Origin of the sequence: Pseudomonas idahonensis, assembly GCF_037903935.1 — a bacterium.
GTDB lineage: Bacteria > Pseudomonadota > Gammaproteobacteria > Pseudomonadales > Pseudomonadaceae > Aquipseudomonas > Aquipseudomonas danubii.
Genome location: NZ_CP149586.1, coordinates 5,211,587 through 5,230,655, shown reverse-complemented (window position 1 = coordinate 5,230,655; position 19,069 = coordinate 5,211,587). Strand labels below are relative to the sequence as shown.

Sequence of the window (19,069 nt, the reverse complement as noted above, 5' to 3'; positions counted from 1 at the left end):
ACGGGTTGTAGCAAACTTGTTAGCTACTGCCCAGGTCACGATTCCAAGCGACCCATGCAAACACAGTGGGGAAACTCTACGCCAACTATGGGAGAAAAAACAAGCCCCGCGAAGCCCCGGTTTTACTCAGCTTTCCGAGGTTTGGCGGAACTAGCGTGCAGGGCTTATTCGATAGAGTTGTTCAATTGTTTTCGGGCGTTATAAGTAGCGTTCAGTATCGAAAATATGCACTGTTTTATGGCGGTTGCGTTACAGATTAGTGCACTTCTAACGCAACCGCGTTACTTATAGAAACAGTCCTTTAGCCACGGTAGTAGCGTTGTGGCACGAATGGCATTTTGCTTACAAGCATTGGCACCTTTTTCCCACGAACTATCGCAGCAACCGGCGTATCAAGTGCACTGTGCTTCACGTCGAGGTAACCCATGGCCAATGGACCGCCCAAGGTGGGGCCGAAGCCGCCGCTGCAGACGCTACCGATGATGTTGCCTTCGGCGTCGACGATTTCCGCGCCTTCTCGTACCGGTGTCCGTTCCTGGGGCAGCAGGCCGACGCGTTTGCGACTGACGCCATCTTGCTGTTGGGCAAAGATCGCCTGGGCGCCTGGGAAACCGCCAGCCCTGGCACCATCGGCACGGCGGACCTTGGAGATAGCCCACAGCAGGCTGGCCTGGATCGGCGTGGTGTCGCTGTTCATATCGTGGCCATATAGGCACAGGCCGGCTTCCAGGCGCAGGGAGTCACGGGCGCCCAGCCCAATGGCCGCCACTTCCGGCTCGGCCAACAGCGCCCGGGCAAGTTTTTCCGCCTGATCAGCCGGTACCGAGATTTCGAAGCCGTCCTCCCCGGTGTAACCCGAACGGCTGACAAAACAGTCGGCGCCCAGCACCTGCACCGGCTTGAACTGCATGAAGGTCATCTGCGCCACTTCCGGCGCCAGGCGTGCCAGTACGGTGACTGCTGCCGGTCCTTGTAGTGCCAGCAGGGCGCGTTCTTCGAACAGGGGTTGGATGTCGCATTGATCGCCGATGTGCTGGCGCAGATGGGCCAGGTCCTGCTCCTTGCACGCGGCGTTGACCACCAGGAACAGTTGCCCGTCGCCCAGGTTGGCGACCATCAGGTCATCGAGGATACCGCCCTGTTCGTTGGTGAACATGGCGTAGCGCTGCATGCCCACCGGCAAGTCGATGATGTCTACCGGCACCAGGGTTTCCAGAGCCTGGGCGGCATTGGCGCCGCTCAAGCGGATCTGCCCCATGTGGGACACATCGAACAGACCAGCGTGCTCACGGGTGTGCTGATGCTCTTTCATTACCCCAAGCGGGTACTGCACCGGCATGTCGTAGCCGGCGAACGGCACCATGCGGGCGCCGAGTTCCAGGTGCAGGCTGTGCAATGGGGTTTTCAACAGTGTTTCGGTGGACATGGGCAACTCCTGAAAAATGTGCGGATGCGTCGCTTGGGCATCAGCACTCGATAATGTTCACGGCCAGACCGCCACGGGCGGTTTCCTTGTATTTGCTTTTCATGTCGGCGCCGGTCTGGCGCATGGTGCGAATGACCTTGTCCAGGGAGACGAAATGCTGCCCGTCGCCGCGCAGGGCCATGCGCACCGCGTTGATGGCTTTGACCGAACCCATGGCGTTGCGCTCGATGCAGGGCACTTGGACCAGGCCGCCAATCGGGTCGCAGGTCAATCCGAGATTGTGTTCCATGCCGATTTCCGCCGCGTTCTCCACCTGCTGCACGCTACCCCCGAGCACCTCGCACAGGGCTCCGGCCGCCATCGAACAGGCCACGCCCACTTCGCCCTGGCAGCCGACTTCGGCGCCGGAGATCGAGGCGTTTTCCTTGTACAGAATGCCGATGGCCGCAGCCGTGAGGAGAAAACGCACCACCCCGTCTTCGTTGGCCCCGGGGATGAAGCGCATGTAGTAATGCAGTACCGCCGGAATGATTCCGGCCGCGCCATTGGTAGGGGCGGTGACCACTCGCCCGCCGTTGGCGTTTTCTTCATTCACCGCCAGGGCGTAGAGGTTGACCCAGTCCAGTACTGACAGGGCATCGCGCAGTGCCGCTTCCGGGTGTTTGCACAGTTGGCGATGCAAGGCGGCGGCGCGGCGCTTGACCTTGAGTCCGCCGGGCAGAATCCCTTCATTGCGACAACCGGCGTCCACGCAGTCCTGCATCACCTGCCAGATCTTCAGCAGCCCGGCACGGGTTTCCGCTTCCGGGCGCCAGGCGCTTTCGTTGGTCAGCATCACCTGGCTGATGGACAAGCCGTAGGTGCTGCAGTGCTGCAGCAGCTCCTTGGCGTTCCTGAAAGGAAAGGTCAAACGGGTGGTGTCTTCGACAATGCGGTCGGCGCCGGCGGCGTCTTCGTCGACCACGAAACCGCCGCCAACGGAGTAATACTCACGGCTACGGATCTGCAGGCCGGCGTTATCGAAGGCGCGAAAGATCATGCCGTTGGGGTGATAGGCCAGGGGTTTGCGGATCATTGCCAGGTGTTCTTTCTCATTGAACGCAATGCTGTGTTCGCCGAGCAGATCGATACGTCCGCTGCCGCGTATTTGCTGCAGGCGAGCGGCGATGTTTTCGGTGTTCACGGTGTCCGGGTGTTCACCTTCCAGGCCCAGCAGCACCGCCTTGTCGCTGCCATGGCCTTTACCGGTGGCGCCCAGCGAGCCGTACAGCTCGACTTTGACGCAGGTGGTGCTGGCCAGCAGTTGATCGCGCCGCAGGCCTTCGACAAAACGCGCGGCGGCGCGCATCGGGCCGACGGTGTGGGAACTGGAGGGGCCGATGCCAATCTTGAACAGGTCGAACACGCTCAGGGACATGTTGGTTCTCCGGTTTCTTATTGTATTGATCGGCAAGCAGGCACTTGCAGGAGCGGGCTTGCCCGCGATTCAGGCGCCGCTGCTCTGCCCGATTGATGCGTTATTGCTCATCGCCGGCGAGCCGGCTCCTACAGGTATACGCGGTATCTGCAGGGGCACGGCTCTCCTGTGATGGACGGCTTAGGCGTCCTGGTAGCTTTCGATCGACGGGCAGGCGCACACCAGGTTGCGGTCGCCAAACACGTTGTCGACCCGACCAACCGGCGGCCAGTACTTGCCTTCGATCAGCGATGCCACTGGGTACACGGCCTGCTCGCGGCTGTACGGATGGGACCATTCGCCCACCAGTTCTGCTGCCGTGTGCGGAGCGTTCTTCAGCGGGTTGTCGTCCTTGTCCAGAGTGCCGTTTTCCACGGCGCGGATTTCCTCGCGGATGCGGATCATGGCGTCGCAGAAGCGGTCCAGTTCTTCCTTGGATTCGCTTTCGGTCGGTTCGATCATCAGGGTACCGGCCACCGGGAACGACATGGTCGGCGCGTGGAAGCCAAAATCGATCAGGCGCTTGGCCACGTCATCGACGCTGATGCCGCTGCTGTCTTTCAAAGGACGCAGGTCGAGGATGCATTCGTGGGCCACCAGGCCGTTGCTGCCGGTGTAGAGCACGGGGTAGTGCTCTTCCAGGCGCCGGGAAATGTAGTTGGCATTGAGGATGGCCAGCTGCGATGCGCGCTTGAGGCCGGCGCCGCCCATCATGCGGATGTACATCCAGGTGATCGGCAGGATGCTGGCGCTGCCGAACGGTGCGGCACACACCGCGCCTGTCTTGTGTTCCAGCGCCGCGTGGCCCGGCAGGAAAGGCGCCAGGTGCGATTTGACGCCGATCGGGCCAACCCCCGGACCGCCACCACCGTGGGGAATGCAGAAGGTCTTGTGCAGGTTCAGGTGGGACACATCGCCACCGAATTTGCCCGGCGCGCAGAGGCCGACCATGGCGTTCATGTTGGCGCCGTCGATGTACACCTGGCCGCCGTTGTCATGAATGATGCCGCAGATTTCGCGGATGCCTTCTTCGAACACACCGTGGGTCGACGGGTAAGTGATCATCAGCGCGGCGAGGTGTTCGCGGTGCTCGATGGCCTTGGCCCGCAGGTCTTCAATATCGACGTTGCCGCGGGCGTCGCAGGCGGTGACCACCACGCGCATGCCGGCCATGTTGGCGGTGGCCGGGTTGGTGCCGTGGGCCGATGAAGGAATCAGGCAGATGTCGCGACGGTCATCGCCACGGCTCTGGTGATAGGCGCGGATGGCCAGGAGACCGGCGTACTCGCCCTGGGAGCCGGCGTTGGGCTGCAGGGAGACGGCGTCGTAGCCGGTGGCGGCGCAGAGCATGGCTTCCAGCTCGGTGGTCAGTTGCTGGTAGCCAGCACTCTGCTCGGCCGGAGCGAAGGGGTGCAGAGCACCGAACTCGGCCCAGGTGATCGGGATCATCTCGCTGGCGGCGTTGAGCTTCATGGTGCAGGAGCCCAGCGGGATCATGGTGCGATCCAGGGCCAGGTCCTTGTCCGCCAATTTGCGCAGGTAGCGCATCAGCTCGGTTTCCGAGTGATAGCGGTTGAACACCGGGTGGCTGAGGATTGCCGACTGACGGACCAGGGCGGCGGGGATGCTGCTGGTGACCGCAGCCGCCAGGGCGGCGAAGTCCGGCGCGGCCTTGCCTTCGCCCAGCAGGTTCCACAGGCCTTCAACGTCGGCCTGGGTGGTGGTTTCGTCCAGGGATAGACCGAGGCGCTCGGCGTCGATCACCCGCAGGTTGATGCCTCGGGCATGAGCCTTGTCGTGCAGCGCGGCGGTATCGGCACCGGTGCGCAGGCTCAGGGTGTCGAAGAAGTTGTCCTGCTCCACGGCCAGCCCCAGATCCTTCAGGCCCTTGGCCAGGATCGCGGTCAGTTGGTGGGTGCGCTGGGCAATCTGGATCAGGCCCTTGGGACCGTGATACACGGCATACATGCTGGCGATATTGGCCAGCAGGACCTGGGCGGTGCAGATGTTACTGGTGGCCTTTTCACGGCGGATATGCTGCTCGCGGGTCTGCATGGCCAGGCGCAGGGCCGGCTTGCCGAAACGGTCTACAGAGACACCGACCAGACGGCCCGGCATGTCGCGCTTGAAGGCATCGCGAGTGGAGAAGTAAGCCGCGTGCGGACCACCGAAGCCCAGCGGCACGCCGAAGCGCTGGGCGCTGCCGATGGCCACGTCGGCACCGAACTCGCCCGGCGGGGTCAGCAGGGTCAGGGCCAGCAGGTCGGCGGCCACGGCCACCAGGGCGTTGGCAGCGTGGAAGCGCTCGGCCAGTTCGCGGTAGTCGAACAGGTCGCCGTTGCTCGCCGGATATTGCAGCAGAGCACCGAAGAACGGGCTGACATCGGTCAGTTTGCGCTCATCGCCAACCACCACGTTGATCCCCAAGGGCTCGGCACGAGTGCGCAGTACGTCCAGGGTTTGCGGGTGGCAATGCACGGAAGCGAAGAAGGCGTGGCTGCCCTTGTTCTTGCTCAGGCGCTTGCAGAAAGTCATGGCTTCGGCGGCGGCAGTGCCTTCGTCCAGCAGCGAGGCGTTGGCGATCGGCAGGCCGGTCAGGTCGCTGATCAGGGTCTGGAAGTTCAGCAGGGCTTCCAGGCGACCTTGGGAGATTTCTGGCTGGTAGGGGGTGTAGGCGGTGTACCAGGCCGGGTTTTCCAGCAGGTTGCGCAGGATCGGCGAAGGCGTGTGACAGCTGTAGTAGCCCTGGCCGATGTAGGTCTTGAACAGTTGGTTCTTGGCGGCGATGGCCTTGATCGAGGCCAGGGCCTGGGCTTCGCTCTGGCCCTGACCCAGGTCCAGCACGCTGGTGCCCTTGATGCTGTCGGGAATCACGCTGGCGCTCAGGGCTTCCAGGGAGTCGAAGCCCAGGCTGTTGAGCATGGCTTGCTCATCGCCCTGGCGCGGACCGATGTGGCGCGCGATGAATTCGTTGGCGGTAGTCAGGTTGACGGTCATGACGGGCTCCTCAGGCTTCGGCGCTGGCTTTGATCAGGCGGTCGTAGGCGTCCTGATCCAGCAGTTGGCCGACAGCGGCGGCATCGGCGGGAATGAAGCGGAAGAACCAGCCTTCACCCAGCGGATCTTCGTTGACCAGTTCCGGGCTGTCTTCCAAGGCCGGGTTGGTGGCGACCACTTCACCGTCCAGGGGCATGTACACGCCGCTGGCGGCCTTTACCGATTCCACGGTGGCGGCTTCGGCGCCCTTGTCGTAGCTCTGCAGCTCCGGCAGTTGCACAAACACCACATCACCCAGAGCGTTCTGGGCGAAAGCCGTGATGCCGACGGTGACACTGCCATCCGCTTCGCTACGCAGCCATTCGTGATCTTCAGTAAAACGCAACTCGCTCATGGAAACTCCTCAAGGGCCAGACTCGTCTGGTGGACGCGATTGAATGCTCGTGCAGGGCCGAGCCGAATGGCAATGTCCATAGCAAGAACACGGCCAATAAATACTTAATCCTTTAAAAACAATGGCTTGAGCGTTTTTCTCTTTGGCCTGAAATTTTCGCGTGTAGCGAAATCGCTACACCTGATGCTGTAGAAAAAAGGCTTTGAGGATCAAAGCCTTGCACGGCAGCGATTACAAGGCTGTGTAGCGAAATCGTTCCGCTGTAGCGCTTTCAGTACAGTTGCAGGTCGTTTCTAGAACGGTAGACGCGGCGGGGAGGTAGGAGCTGGCTTGCCAGCGAAAGCACCCTTAAGAGCGACACAGGGCTTGAGGGCCTCTTCGCCGGCGAGCCGGCTCCTACGGGTGAGGGGGCAGGTCAGGCCTTGCTGGGGATGCCGTATTTGCGCAGGCGATGGGCGATGGCGGTATGGGAGGTCTGCAGGCGGTTGGCCAGTTGCCGGGTCGAAGGGTAGTTGCTGTAGAGGTTTTCCAGCAGTTCCTTCTCGAAGGCTTCCACTGCCTGTTCCAGGCTCTCGACTTCGGTATCGTTCTGTCGTGCCACCGAGGTGCCGGCGATGTCCAGGTCGCCGATATCCACCAGGTTGCTTTCGCAGATCGCAGCGGCGCGAAAGATCACGTTTTGCAACTGCCGCACGTTGCCCGGCCAGCGGTTGCCCAGCAGGGCGGGGTAGGTGCCCGGGGTCAGGCGACACACCGGGCGCTGGATCTGCGCGCAGGCCTGCTGCATGAAGTAGCGGGCCAGCAGCAGGATGTCCTGGCCACGTTCGCGCAGCGGCGGCACTTCGACATTCAATACGTTGAGGCGGTAGAACAGGTCTTCGCGGAAGCTGCCTTCGCCGACCATCTTTTCCAGGTCACGATGGGTGGCGCTGAGGATGCGCACATTGACCTTGATCTCGCGATCGCCACCGACCCGGCGAAAGCTGCCGTCATTGAGAAAACGCAGCAGCTTGGCTTGCAGGTAAGGCGACATCTCGCCGATCTCATCGAGAAACACCGTGCCCTGGTTGGCCAGCTCCATCAGGCCCGGCTTGCCGCCGCGCTGGGCCCCGGTAAAGGCCCCGGGGGCGTAGCCGAACAGTTCGCTCTCGGCGAGGTTTTCCGGCAGTGCTGCGCAGTTCAAGGCCAGGAAGGGCGCACTGTGCCGAGCGCTGATGGCGTGGCAGGCGCGGGCCACCAGCTCCTTGCCGGTGCCGGTTTCCCCTTGGATCAACAGCGGTGCATCCAGGGCCGCGACCCTTTGGGCCCGGGCCTTGAGCGTGCGAATTGCCGGGGATTCGCCGAGCAGGGCATCGAAGCCTTCGGCGTGATCATGGTGCAGGGCCGAGAGTCGCTCGCCGATGCGGTTGGGTTGATACAGGGTCAGCAGCGCGCCGGCATCGGTAATGGGCGTGGCGTCCAGCAGCAGCGTCTGTCCGTTGACCATGATTTCCCGCAGCGGCAGGCGAAAGCCGTTTTCCAGCAGGGCCTCCAGCAGTGCGGCATCGGCAAACAGTTCGGCGACGCTTTCTCCCGCCGGTTCACGACCATACAGGGCGATCAGCGCCGGGTTGGCCAGCAATACCTTGCCGGCGCTGTCCAGGGCCAGTACCGGATCGGTCATGGCCGCCAGCAAGGCGTCCAACTGCAAGTGGCGACGCTGGCCGGGCAGGATATCGACCACCGTTACCGCCTGCACGCCCTGTACGTTGAATAGCGCATCACGCAACTCTTCCAGTACCTGGGGGCTCAGGGTCGGGGCGTCGATATAGACGTTGGGCGGCACCATTTCCACCGCATCCAGGTTGAGATTGCGTCCGCCCAGCAGGGCCAGGACTTCCTGGGTAATGCCGACGCGGTCGATGAAACTGACGTGGATACGCATGGGATGACAGAAGATTCTGGGACACTGAAGTGCGCCAGTATGCCTTGGGCGAGGGCCTTAGTCGAAATCGATGGGGGCGTTGTAGGAGCCGGCGTACCGGCAAGCCGGCTCCTACAGAAGGGGGGTCATGCCAGGTGTTCGGGGTTGATCGGGTCGCCGGGCTTGACGTTCAGTTGCTTGCGTACGTCTTCGAACATCTCGTCGTAGTACTTGTGCATGGAGGCAATGCTGGCGCTCTTGGGCAAGCCGTACTGCTGGGCGATGCGGGTGGCGTGACGGGCGAAGTCAAAGGCCAGGTCCTTGGCCAGGAAGAACTGCTCTTTCAAGGATTTGTCTTCAATGGTGCCGTGCAGGGTGAACAGCATGCCATGACCCTCCTTGGGGTCCTGGGCCAGTTCGTAGTCGATGCACAGGTTGTAGCTGAAGTCGTCCTTGCTCAGCGCATGGCGCTCTATATGCAGGTGACCGGGCTCAAACATGGCCATAGGCGTCTCTCCTCCAGGGCTTTGAATGAGGGCAGGCAGCGGGCCTGCCCCGTGTTCTCACAGCAAGCGTCTTACAGGTAGCTGATGCCGGTTTTCGCTGTGCTGATGCGGGTGCCGGCCTTGCCCTGGACGATCGCTTCGATGTCCGAGAGTGAACCGATCACCGCGACTTTGCCAGTGTGCCGGGCAAATTCGCAGGCGGCCTGGACCTTGGGCCCCATGGAGCCGGCGGCAAAGCCCAGCTTGTCCATTTCATCCGGGTGGGCCTGGGCGATGGCCTTCTGGGTCGGCTTGCCGAAGTCGATGAATGCCGCGTTGACGTCGGTGGCGATCACTAGCAGATCGGCTTCGAGTTGCTCGGCCAGCAGCGCCGAACACAGGTCCTTGTCGATCACCGCCTCGATGCCCTTGAGCTTGCCGTCCTCGCCGTACATCGTCGGAATGCCGCCACCGCCGGCGCAGATCACGATGCTGCTCTTTTCCAGCAGCCACTTGATCGGGCGGATCTCGAAGATGCGCTTGGGTTTCGGGCTGGCCACCACCCGGCGGTACTTGTCGCCGTCCGGGGCGATGGCCCAGCCTTTCTCCTTGGCCAGCTTCTCGGCCTCTTCCTGGCTGTAGACCGGGCCGATGGGCTTGGTCGGGTTCTTGAAGGCCGGGTCCTTGGCGTCCACTTCCACCTGGGTCAGCAAGGTGGCGAAGGGCACCTCGAAGTCCAGCAGGTTGCCCAGTTCCTGTTCGATGATGTAGCCGATCATGCCTTCGGTCTCGGCACCGAGCACGTCCAGCGGATAGGGCGAAACCTGGGTGTAGGCGGCGGCCTGCAGCGACAGCAGGCCCACTTGCGGGCCATTGCCGTGAGCAATCACCAACTGGTTGCCGGGATGGATCTTGGCGATCTGTTCGGTGGCGATGCGGATATTGGCGCGTTGGTTGTCCGCGGTCATGGGTTCACCACGGCGGAGCAGGGCGTTACCGCCCAGTGCAACGACGATACGCATAATGCAGTCCTTCTAGAGGTTGCAGGCGCTGGCAAGCCAGCACCTGCAGGGGAGGCGGGTTAGAGGTCGGCCAGGGTCGAAACCAGGATCGCCTTGATGGTGTGCATGCGGTTCTCCGCTTGCTCGAAGGCGATGCAGGCCGGGGACTCAAATACGTCGTCGGTGACTTCGATGCCGTTGGCCAGGTGCGGATACTGCTCGGCGATCTGCTTGCCCACCTTGGTGTCGCTGTTGTGGAAGGCCGGCAGGCAGTGCATGAACTTGGTCCGCGGGTTGCCGGTGGCTTTCATCAGCTGGGCGTTGACCTGGTACGGCAGCAGTTGCTCGATGCGCTCGGCCCAGGCTTCCACCGGCTCGCCCATGGAGACCCAGACGTCGGTGTGGATGAAGTCCACGCCCTTGACCGCGGCCTTCGGGTCTTCGGTGAGGGTGATGCGGGCACCGCTTTCCTCGGCGTATTGCTTGCAGCGCTGCACCAGGTCGTCATGGGGCCACAGGGCCTTGGGCGCGCAGATGCGCACGTCCATGCCGAGCTTGGCGCCCACCAGCAGCAGCGAGTTGCCCATGTTGTTGCGGGCGTCCCCCAGGTAGGCGTAGCTGATCTCGTGGATCGGCTTGTCGGCGTGTTCACGCATGGTCAGCACGTCGGCGATCATCTGGGTTGGGTGGTATTCGTCGGTCAGGCCGTTGAACACCGGGACGCCTGCGAATTTCGCCAGTTCTTCGACGATTTCCTGCTTGAAGCCGCGGTACTCGATGGCGTCGTACATGCGCCCCAGCACCCGGGCGGTGTCCTTCATGCTTTCCTTGTGGCCGATCTGCGACGAGTTGGGGTCGATGTAGGTGACGTTGGCGCCCTGGTCATAGGCGGCCACTTCGAAGGCGCAACGGGTGCGGGTCGAGGTCTTTTCGAAGATCAGGGCGATGTTGTTGCCCTTGAGGTGCTGCTGCTCGGTGCCGGTGTACTTGGCGCGCTTGAGGTCACGGGACAGGTCCAGCAGGTAGCGCAGTTCGCGTGGGGTGTGGTGTTCCAGGCTCAGCAGGTTACGGTTGTGGATGTTGAACGCCATGATTAATTTCCTCGGATTCGGTAATCGGTCCGACCGGCGCCGGGTAGGCGCGGTCGGAGAGGGTGTCGTCTAAAGGCTCAGTAGTCGATCGGATCGCGGATGATCGGGCAGGTCATGCAGTGGCCACCGCCACGGCCGCGACCCAGTTCGCCGGCGCTGATGGTGATGACCTCGACCCCGGCCTTGCGCAGCAGGGTGTTGGTGTAGGTGTTGCGGTCGTAGCCGATGACCACGCCCGGCTCCACGGCCACCACGTTGTTGCCGTCGTCCCATTGCTCGCGTTCGGCGGCGAAGCTGTTGCCACCGGTTTCCACCACGCGCAGGGCCTTGAGGTTGAGGGCCTTGGCCACGGTGTCGAGGAAGCTGGTTTCTTCGCGGCGCACGTCAATGCCACCCGGTTTGCTTTCGTCAGGGCGCAGGCTGAAGGCGACGATCTGGCTCACTACTTCCGGGAAGACTGTGACCAGGTCGCGGTCGCAGAAGCTGAACACGGTATCCAGGTGCATGGCCGCGCGGGACTTCGGCAGGCCGGCAACGATCACGCGCTCCACGGCCTTGTGCTTGAACAGGCTCAGTGCCAGTTGGCCGATGGCCTGGCGCGATGAGCGTTCGCCCATGCCGATCAGGACCACGCCATTGCCGATCGGCATCACGTCGCCGCCTTCCAGGGTGGCATTGCCGTGTTCCTGGTCCGGGTCGCCGTACCAGATCTGGAAGTCGGCGTGGGTGAACTCGGGGTGGAATTTGTAGATGGCAGTGGTCAGCAGGGTTTCCTGACGTCGCGCCGGCCAGTACATCGGGTTCAGGGTCACGCCGCCATAAATCCAGCAAGTGGTGTCGCGGGTGAACTGAGTGTTGGGCAGCGGCGGCAGGATGAAGCTGGAGTGGCCGAGGAAGTCGCGGAACATCTCGATGGTCTTGCCGCCGAAGCTGCTGGGCAGGTCGTCGGCGGAGACGCCGCCGATGAGGAACTCGGCGACCTTGCGTGGTTCCAGGCTGCGCAGCCACGAGCCGACTTCGTTGACCAGGCCCAGGCCGACCTGATTGGCGGTGATCTTGCGCTCCAGAATCCAGTCCAGGGCTTCGGGGATGGCGACGATGTCGGTCAGCAGGTTGTGCATTTCCAGCACATCAATGTCCCGCTCGCGCATCTTGGTGACGAAGTCGAAATGGTCGCGTTTGGCCTGGGCCACCCACAGCACATCATCGAACAGCAGTTCGTCGCAGTTGTTCGGGGTCAGCCGCTGGTGGGCCAGGCCTGGGGAGCAAACCATGACTTTGCGCAGTTTACCGGCTTCGGAGTGGACGCCGTACTTAACTTTTTCCGTGGTCATTACTGTGATCCTCCAGAGACAAAACAATCGGGGTGTTGCTTGAAAGGCGGTGTTACAGGGTCAGGAAGCCGTCGTAGAGTCCGTAGGCCGCCACCAGGGCGCCTATGACCACCGCGGCAAAAATCAGCTTCTCGACGTTGGTGAAAATCGGTTTGTGCAGTTCCATCTTGGCCTTGGCGAACAGCACCACGCCGGGGGCGTAGAGCAGGGCCGAGAGCAGCAGGTACTTGACCCCGCCGGCATACAGCAGCCACATCGCGTAGAGCAGGGCGATGCCGCCGATGATCAGGTCCTTCTTGCGCTCGGCCAGGGCTTGTTCGTAGCTTTCGCCGCGTACCGCCAGCAGCACCGCGTAGGCCGCGGACCACAGATAGGGCACCAGGATCATCGAGGTGGCGAGGTAGATCAGCGACAGGTAGGTGCTGGCCGAGAACAGAGTGATGACCAGGAAGATCTGCACCATGGCATTGGTCAGCCACAGGGCGTTGGCCGGTACATGGTTGGCGTTCTCGCGGCGCAGGAACTCCGGCATGGTGTGGTCCTTGGCCGCGGCGAACATGATCTCCGCACACAGCAGCACCCAGGACAGCAGCGCCCCCAGCAGCGAGATGATCAGGCCGACGCTGATCAGCACCGCGCCCCAGTGGCCCACCACATGCTCCAGCACGGCAGCCATGGACGGGTTCTGCAGCTTGGCCAGTTCCGGCTGGGTCATGATCCCCAGGGACAGCACGTTCACCAGCACCAGGAACAGCAGCACGGTGATGAAGCCGATGACGGTGGCCTTGCCCACGTCCGAGCGCTTTTCCGCCCGGGAGGAGAAGATGCTGGCGCCCTCGATGCCGATGAACACCCAGACGGTGACCAGCATCATGTTGCGCACCTGGTTCATCACGCTGCCCAGGTCCGGGTTTTTCACGCCCCAGATGTCGGCGGTGAAGATGTCCAGCTTGAAGGCGAACAGGGCAATCAGCACGAACAGCAACAGCGGCACCACTTTGGCCACCGTGGTCACCAGGTTGATGAAGGCCGCTTCCTTGATCCCGCGCAGCACCAGGAAGTGCACCGCCCAGAGCAGGATCGAGGCGCCGATCACTGCGGCCGGGGTGTTGCCCTCGCCGAAGATCGGGAAGAAATAGCCCAAGGTGCTGAACAGCAGGACGAAATAGCCGACGTTGCCCAGCCAGGCGCTGATCCAGTAGCCCCACGCGGACGAGAAGCCCATGTAGTCGCCGAATCCGGCCTTGGCGTAGGCATATACACCACCGTCCAGATCAGGTTTGCGATTGGCCAGGGTCTGGAAGACAAATGCCAGGGTCAACATGCCGACAGCGGTAATTGCCCAACCAATAAGAACTGCACCGACATCGGCGCTGGCTGCCATATTTTGCGGTAAGGAGAAGATCCCGCCGCCAATCATGGAACCCACTACCAGGGCGACTAAGGCGCCCAGTCTTAGTTTACCGGGGGATTCAGACATTGCGTGACTCCAATGCAGGAGAAGAGAGACTTCAGAGTAAATCTGCTGGCAATCCGAACAGCTGACTTAGATCAGTTCATCGCTACATTCCGTTGTGAATGAATGACTTAAGATTTATTGCGGGAGGTAGAATGCTGCCCTGAAAGGGCCATTCCAGACGCTTTGTGATCTCCTAATCAGTAGGGGTTCTCATTACCGACGATGTTTGAAACTAGACCCTTTTGCAGAATGTGCAAATCTTTACGGGTGTTTATTAATCACTTACTGATGATGGCACTTAGTACATTTACAGAACAAAACACTCGGTTATTCAGTGTCTTCTGCAGGGTATCTAAAGCCAGTGCGGATAAAGGATGATTAATTGACTGTTACTGTTAGACGCACGTTTGTAGACGTTATTTAATAAACTTCAGGTTTATCGCCAGATCGACTCACTGAGGCAGAGGTAGGGATGACACAACCGGCGCAGAAGCTTCAACTCGGTGCACTGATCGCTCTGGTCGTGGGTTCCATGATTGGCGGTGGGATCTTTTCCCTGCCGCAGAACATGGCCGCCCGGGCCGATGCCGGTGCGGTGCTGATCGGCTGGGGAATTACCGCTGTGGGCATGCTGACCCTGGCGTTCGTTTTCCAGACCCTGGCCAATCGCAAGCCGGAGCTGGATTCCGGAGTCTATGCCTATGCCAAGGCCGGATTCGGCGACTACATGGGCTTCTCGTCCGCCTGGGGTTACTGGATCAGTGCCTGGCTGGGCAACGTCGGCTACTTCGTCCTGCTGTTCAGCACCCTGGGCTATTTCTTCCCAGTGTTCGGCCAGGGCAATACCCCGGTGGCCATCGGTTGTGCGTCATTGCTGCTGTGGGCCGTGCACTTTCTGGTGCTGCGCGGGATCAAGGAGGCGGCCTTCATCAACCAATTGACCACGGTGGCGAAGATTGTGCCGCTGGTGATGTTCATCGTCATTGCGGCCGTGGCGTTCAAGGCCGACATCTTCACCCGCGATATCTGGGGCCGCAGCAATCCGAATTTTGGCGGGGTGATGGACCAGGTGCGCAACATGATGCTGGTCACGGTATTCGTGTTCATCGGCATCGAGGGCGCCAGCGTCTACTCGGCCCGGGCGCAGAAACGCGCGGACGTCGGACGGGCCACGGTGATCGGCTTCCTGGGGGTGCTGGCGCTGCTGGTGCTGGTGAATGTGCTGTCCCTGGGGATCATGAGCCAGCCGGAGCTGGCCAAGCTGCAGAACCCTTCCCTGGCAGCGGTGCTGGAACATATCGTCGGCCCCTGGGGCGCCTTGCTGATCAGCATTGGCCTGGCGATTTCCCTGCTGGGGGCGCTGTTGTCCTGGGCCCTGCTGTGCGCGGAGATCCTCTATGCGACCGCCCGGGACCGGACCATGCCGGCGTTCCTGAAGAAGGAGAACGCCAACCATGTGCCGGTCAATGCACTGTGGCTGACCAACGTGATGATCCAGATCTTCCTGTTGATCACCCTGTTTTCCGCCGGCACCTATACCAGCCTGATCTATTTGGCATCGTCGATGATCCTGGTGCCCTACCTGTGGTCGGCGGCCTACGCGGTGTTGCTCAGCGGCCGTGGGGAAACCTACGAGCAAGCCTCCCGGGAGCGGATGAAGGACCTGTTCATCGCCGTCGTGGCCCTGAGCTACGCCATCTGGCTGTTGTACGCCGGCGGCTTGAAGTACCTGCTGCTGTCGGCGCTGCTCTATGCGCCCGGCGTGGTGCTGTTCGCCAAGGCCAAGCGCGAGCAGGGCGAGCCGTTGTTCACGGCGCTGGAGAAGCTGATTTTTAGCGCGGTGCTCATGGGGGCGTTGTTGGCGGCTTACGGGTTGTACAGCGGCTTGCTGAAGTTGTGATGCAACAGCCGCCGCTGTCGATCGTCCCTGAGCGACAGCGCTCCTGACCTTGGGGGCAAGGCCTGGTGTTACACCCGGAATTGATCCATCAGCTTCATCTGCTGGGTCGCCAGGGCATTGAGCTGGCTGCTGACCTGGGCCGACTCGCTGGCTTGCTCGGTCAGGGTCTCGGTCACGCTGCGAATCGCCGAGACGTTGCGGTTGACCTCTTCGGCCACCGCGCTCTGCTCCTCGGCGGCGCTGGCGATCTGCAGGTTCATGTCGCTGATCACGGTGACCGCGTCGCTGATCTTGCCCAGGGCCTGGACCGCTTGCTGGATCTGCCCGGCGTTGTTCTGCGCCTGGCTCTGGCTGGCGTGCATGGTGCTGACCACATCGCGGGTGCCGCTCTGGATGCGTTCGATCACCACGCGGATTTCCTCCACCGAGTCCTGGGTGCGCTTGGCCAGGTTGCGCACTTCATCGGCGACCACCGCGAAGCCGCGGCCGCTTTCTCCGGCACGGGCCGCCTCGATGGCGGCGTTGAGGGCCAGAAGGTTGGTCTGCTCGGCGATGCTGCGGATCACCTCCAGCACCGAGCCGATCTGCTCGCTGCTCACCGCCAGGGCTTCGACTTCACCCACCGCCTTGCTCACCTCGTCGGCCAGCAGGCTGATGTCCCGGGTGCTGCGTTCGATGATGCTCATGCCTTCCTTGGCCGACTGGTCGGCGCCACGGGCGGCCTGGGCGGCGTTGGACGCACTGCTGGCGACTTCGTGGGCGGTGGCGCTCATTTCGTTGGAGGCGGTGGCCACCTGGTCGATCTCGCGGAACTGCACTTGCATGCCTTCGCTGGTCTGGCGGGCGATTTCCGAAGACTGGTCGGCGGTGCCACGGGCCTCGATGATGCTTTGCTTGATCTGGGCAATGGTCGGTTGCAGCTTGTCGAGGAAACGGTTGAACCAACTCACCAGCTCGCCCAGTTCGTCTTTCTTGCTGTAGTTCAGGCGCTGGGTCAGGTCGCCGTCGCCGCTGGCGATGGCCTGGAGCATCTGCGCCACGCTGTTGATCGGCCGGGTCACGCCGGAGGCGCTGAGCCACATCAACAGCAGGCCCAGCAGGCCGGCACCGACGGCGACCAGCAGGGTTTTCAGGGTGCCGCTGGTCTGGGCTTGATCCAGCAGGGTTTGCAGCTTGACCGAGTCCGCCAGCAGTACCTGTTGTGGCAGGTCGATGGTCACGCCCCAGGCCTTGGCATCGGCAATCGGGCTGAAGGGATAGACCGCGCGGATCAGGTCGCCTTGCTGGAGGATTTTCGATGGGCTGCCGCTGAGTGTTGCGAGGATGTCCTTGCCCTGGGCGCCAAGGGTTTCATTGATGTTCTTGCCGACCTGGCCGGCATCGGTGCCGACAGCGGCCAGCAGCCCACTACCGGCGAGGATCATCATGTGCCCGGCTCCGTCGAACAGGTCCCGCTGTGCCTCAACAGCGGCGGCTTGCAGGGAGTCCAGGGCGATGTCGACGCCAATCACCCCCAGCACCTTGCCGTCCACCAGCAGGGGCAGGGAGATGGTGGTCATCAGCACTTGTTTCTTGTCCTGGCCGATGGTGTCGGCATAGGGATCGAGCAAGCAGATGCGTCGGGTGTCCCGGGGGCAGGTGTACCAGATGTTGTAGGGTGTGCCGCTGAGATTGAGGGTGGTCTTGGTCATGTCCTCCTCAGCCATCACGGTATTGAGTTGCTGGCCGCCGGCGCGACTCCAGTAGCTAGCAAAACGTCCGCGCTCGTTGGAGGCCCGGGTGGCATCGTTGGCGAACTCGCTGTCCTTGCCATCCAGGGCATTGGGCTCATAGGCGAGCCAGATGCCGAGCACCTTGGGGTTGCGCTCGAAGGCGGTTTTCAGGCTGCGGTTGAGTTCTTCGCGCAGCGCTGCAGCATCCAGGCCGCGCTGGTTGGCCAGGTCTCGCAAGTCCCGGACCTGATCCGCCAGGGCGGTGATTACCAGCTGGCTTTCGCCGAAGGTCTTCTGAATGTGTGCCGCTTGTTCGGCTGCCTTGGCCTGTAGCAGGTCCTCGACACCGGCCGTCAGCATCTGCGTGCTGGAGGTGTTGACCAGTTGGTTGTTCTGCTGGCTTTGATAGATGTTCATGCCGACGATCAGCGCCACCACGCCCAACAGGCACAGTCCGGACAACAGCACGATTTTCAGGCGGATGGAGAGAGAGTCGAGCATGAGGCGATCTCGCGAAAGGACGGATGGTAAGCACGGAATCGGTTGATTCCGGTCGCCAAGTCCTTTTAGCGCCATGTTTGGAACATCGGCTTGGCCTGCTTTTGCGTGAGGTTTAGCCGACGAACGGTAGGTATGAGGCCTTCGCCGCGTAGGCGCCGGCTTACCAGCGAAAAGGTCCGTGAAGCTCATGCCAATGCTGAGGGAGCTCTGCCCGGCAAGCGGGCTGTTACAGAGGCGGGGTGCAGGTTTGCGGCAGGGCTTCGGGGCGCGACCAGATCCACAGGTTGCCCAGGGTCATGCCAGCGATGGCGGCGTACATCGTCCAGTGATGATTGAGCAGGGTCAGCATCAGGCCGGCGCACAGCAGCATGCTGAGGGTGGCGCTGACTTTGGCCTTGCGGCTGACAATCCGGCCGTTGCGCCAGTTGCAGAGGATCGGGCCGAACAGCCGGTGGTTCTCCATCCAGGCACTCAGGCGTGGCGAACTCTTGGTAGCGGCCCAGGCGGCCAGGAGGATGAATTCGGTGGTCGGCAGGCCCGGTACGACGATGGCGATCAGGCCGATAGCCAGGCTGATATAGGCCAGCACGCCAAACAGCAGGCGGGATATTTTCGACGAGGAGGGGCGAGTGGGGGTCATGGCTTCGATGATGAGGTAACGCGTCGTGTGGCTCAATCCGGGGAAGATGCCGGCCGACAAAATACCGCTGTGGGCAGGGCAGAGGGGTCAGCCGCCACCGTGCCCACAACGTCGGGGTCAGGCCGGTTGCGCGGCGCTGGAGTAAGCCTGCTCCAGCAGTACGGTGAAGCGGTTGAAGGCATCCAGGGCGCCTTTTTCCGCAGCGGCTTCTTCTTCGGCGGTGAATTCCAGGCCGTCGAGGATGCGGGTGAAGGTCTTCCAGCCTTCGGCACGGCCACCGGCTGGTTCGCCCAGGTGCCGGGCGCCGAAGGTTTCGCTCAGGCCCAGGCCCACGGCGCGCTTGATCAGGAACGCGGCGCCGAGCTTGGAACCCTCGGAAACGAAGATCCAGCCCAGGGCTTCGGCCTTGCTCGGGTTGCGCACGGCGCCGGCTACCGGTGCTGGCACTTCAGTATCCAGGTCCGCCAGGTCGGCCTTGGCCGCTTCGGCGCGGCAGCGCTCGGCCAGGTCAGGCACGATGCGGTTCAGTTCGGCATCGTTGTACAGGTCCACCAGTTCCGACTGGAACAGGTATTGGGCGACCACGAAGCGGGCGAAGGCGCCCTGGGTTTCAAACGGTGCGTGGGCCTTGACCAGGGCGTCGAGCTTGGAATGGGGCTCGTGGGTGATCTGGTTCAGACGCTGGGAGCGCAGGTGATGACGCTGGGAGGAATCCTGGGAGGTCATGCAGATGTCCTTGAGAATGAGAGGCACTTAGTGACTAGACGAAC

The 19,069-nt window shown here is 62.2% G+C and carries 14 protein-coding genes; 1 reads left to right on the top strand and 13 read right to left on the bottom strand.

Translation table 11 applies throughout. The annotated features are described in order from the left end of the window. Positions 1-301 precede the first annotated feature (301 nt). The 10 genes from gcvT to arcD (WIN67_RS23480) all read right to left on the bottom strand — a co-directional run bounded on the left by gcvT (position 302) and on the right by arcD (WIN67_RS23480) (position 13,567). Complete coding sequence (gene gcvT, locus WIN67_RS23525) at positions 302-1,426, bottom strand: glycine cleavage system aminomethyltransferase GcvT (protein ID WP_102860575.1); 1,125 nt, start codon at positions 1,424-1,426, stop codon at positions 302-304. Positions 1,427-1,466: 40 nt separating this feature from the next. Further along, a complete protein-coding gene (locus tag WIN67_RS23520; RefSeq protein ID WP_273922999.1) occupies positions 1,467-2,843 on the bottom strand; it encodes an L-serine ammonia-lyase in 1,377 nt (458 codons plus the stop codon). 180 nt (positions 2,844-3,023) lie between these two features. After that, positions 3,024-5,879: an aminomethyl-transferring glycine dehydrogenase gene (gene gcvP, locus WIN67_RS23515; protein ID WP_339070101.1), complete on the bottom strand. Its 2,856-nt coding sequence runs from the start codon at positions 5,877-5,879 to the stop codon at positions 3,024-3,026. 10 nt (positions 5,880-5,889) lie between these two features. Then, positions 5,890-6,273, bottom strand: a complete 384-nt coding sequence (gcvH, locus tag WIN67_RS23510) for a glycine cleavage system protein GcvH (protein WP_102860578.1) — start codon at positions 6,271-6,273, stop codon at positions 5,890-5,892. Between the two features lie 415 nt (positions 6,274-6,688). Continuing rightward, complete coding sequence (locus WIN67_RS23505; protein ID WP_102880674.1) at positions 6,689-8,197, bottom strand: sigma-54-dependent transcriptional regulator; 1,509 nt, start codon at positions 8,195-8,197, stop codon at positions 6,689-6,691. Between the two features lie 125 nt (positions 8,198-8,322). After that, positions 8,323-8,682, bottom strand: coding sequence for a DUF5064 family protein (locus WIN67_RS23500; protein ID WP_102860580.1), 360 nt, complete (start codon positions 8,680-8,682; stop codon positions 8,323-8,325). 71 nt (positions 8,683-8,753) lie between these two features. Beyond that, the gene (arcC, locus tag WIN67_RS23495) at positions 8,754-9,683 is read right to left on the bottom strand and encodes a carbamate kinase (protein WP_102860581.1); all 930 of its coding nucleotides are present in this window, start codon (positions 9,681-9,683) and stop codon (positions 8,754-8,756) included. Between the two features lie 59 nt (positions 9,684-9,742). Continuing rightward, positions 9,743-10,753, bottom strand: a complete 1,011-nt coding sequence (locus tag WIN67_RS23490; RefSeq protein ID WP_015636749.1) for an ornithine carbamoyltransferase — start codon at positions 10,751-10,753, stop codon at positions 9,743-9,745. A gap of 77 nt (positions 10,754-10,830) precedes the next feature. After that, the gene (gene arcA, locus WIN67_RS23485; RefSeq protein ID WP_102860582.1) at positions 10,831-12,087 is read right to left on the bottom strand and encodes an arginine deiminase; all 1,257 of its coding nucleotides are present in this window, start codon (positions 12,085-12,087) and stop codon (positions 10,831-10,833) included. A 52-nt stretch (positions 12,088-12,139) separates the two neighbouring features. Beyond that, positions 12,140-13,567, bottom strand: coding sequence for an arginine-ornithine antiporter (arcD, locus tag WIN67_RS23480; RefSeq protein WP_115580751.1), 1,428 nt, complete (start codon positions 13,565-13,567; stop codon positions 12,140-12,142). Between the two features lie 451 nt (positions 13,568-14,018). On the opposite strand from arcD (WIN67_RS23480), the gene arcD (WIN67_RS23475) reads away from it, so the two are divergent. After that, the gene (arcD, locus tag WIN67_RS23475) at positions 14,019-15,446 is read left to right on the top strand and encodes an arginine-ornithine antiporter (RefSeq protein WP_110594852.1); all 1,428 of its coding nucleotides are present in this window, start codon (positions 14,019-14,021) and stop codon (positions 15,444-15,446) included. A 68-nt stretch (positions 15,447-15,514) separates the two neighbouring features. On the opposite strand, the gene WIN67_RS23470 is transcribed toward arcD (WIN67_RS23475), so the two are convergent. The 3 genes from WIN67_RS23470 to WIN67_RS23460 form a co-directional block, all read right to left on the bottom strand. Next, a complete protein-coding gene (locus WIN67_RS23470; RefSeq protein ID WP_110651419.1) occupies positions 15,515-17,659 on the bottom strand; it encodes a methyl-accepting chemotaxis protein in 2,145 nt (714 codons plus the stop codon). Positions 17,660-17,885: 226 nt separating this feature from the next. Next, the gene (locus WIN67_RS23465) at positions 17,886-18,299 is read right to left on the bottom strand and encodes a YbaN family protein (RefSeq protein WP_102880668.1); all 414 of its coding nucleotides are present in this window, start codon (positions 18,297-18,299) and stop codon (positions 17,886-17,888) included. 117 nt (positions 18,300-18,416) lie between these two features. Next, positions 18,417-19,025, bottom strand: a complete 609-nt coding sequence (locus tag WIN67_RS23460) for a biliverdin-producing heme oxygenase (protein WP_102860588.1) — start codon at positions 19,023-19,025, stop codon at positions 18,417-18,419. Positions 19,026-19,069 lie beyond the last annotated feature (44 nt).

What these genes read in the sequence shown, in the direction of transcription:
- WIN67_RS23520 (WP_273922999.1), bottom strand. Translation starts at nt 2,843, where the DNA reads ATGTCCCTGAGCGTGTTCGACCTGTTCAAGATTGGCATCGGCCCCTCC.
- gcvT (WP_102860575.1), bottom strand. Translation starts at nt 1,426, where the DNA reads ATGTCCACCGAAACACTGTTGAAAACCCCATTGCACAGCCTGCACCTG.
- arcC (WP_102860581.1), bottom strand. Translation starts at nt 9,683, where the DNA reads ATGCGTATCGTCGTTGCACTGGGCGGTAACGCCCTGCTCCGCCGTGGT.
- gcvH (WP_102860578.1), bottom strand. Translation starts at nt 6,273, where the DNA reads ATGAGCGAGTTGCGTTTTACTGAAGATCACGAATGGCTGCGTAGCGAA.
- arcD (WP_110594852.1), top strand. Translation starts at nt 14,019, where the DNA reads ATGACACAACCGGCGCAGAAGCTTCAACTCGGTGCACTGATCGCTCTG.
- WIN67_RS23505 (WP_102880674.1), bottom strand. Translation starts at nt 8,197, where the DNA reads ATGCGTATCCACGTCAGTTTCATCGACCGCGTCGGCATTACCCAGGAA.
- arcA (WP_102860582.1), bottom strand. Translation starts at nt 12,087, where the DNA reads ATGACCACGGAAAAAGTTAAGTACGGCGTCCACTCCGAAGCCGGTAAA.
- WIN67_RS23490 (WP_015636749.1), bottom strand. Translation starts at nt 10,753, where the DNA reads ATGGCGTTCAACATCCACAACCGTAACCTGCTGAGCCTGGAACACCAC.
- WIN67_RS23470 (WP_110651419.1), bottom strand. Translation starts at nt 17,659, where the DNA reads ATGCTCGACTCTCTCTCCATCCGCCTGAAAATCGTGCTGTTGTCCGGA.
- arcD (WP_115580751.1), bottom strand. Translation starts at nt 13,567, where the DNA reads ATGTCTGAATCCCCCGGTAAACTAAGACTGGGCGCCTTAGTCGCCCTG.
- gcvP (WP_339070101.1), bottom strand. Translation starts at nt 5,879, where the DNA reads ATGACCGTCAACCTGACTACCGCCAACGAATTCATCGCGCGCCACATC.
- WIN67_RS23500 (WP_102860580.1), bottom strand. Translation starts at nt 8,682, where the DNA reads ATGGCCATGTTTGAGCCCGGTCACCTGCATATAGAGCGCCATGCGCTG.
- WIN67_RS23460 (WP_102860588.1), bottom strand. Translation starts at nt 19,025, where the DNA reads ATGACCTCCCAGGATTCCTCCCAGCGTCATCACCTGCGCTCCCAGCGT.
- WIN67_RS23465 (WP_102880668.1), bottom strand. Translation starts at nt 18,299, where the DNA reads ATGACCCCCACTCGCCCCTCCTCGTCGAAAATATCCCGCCTGCTGTTT.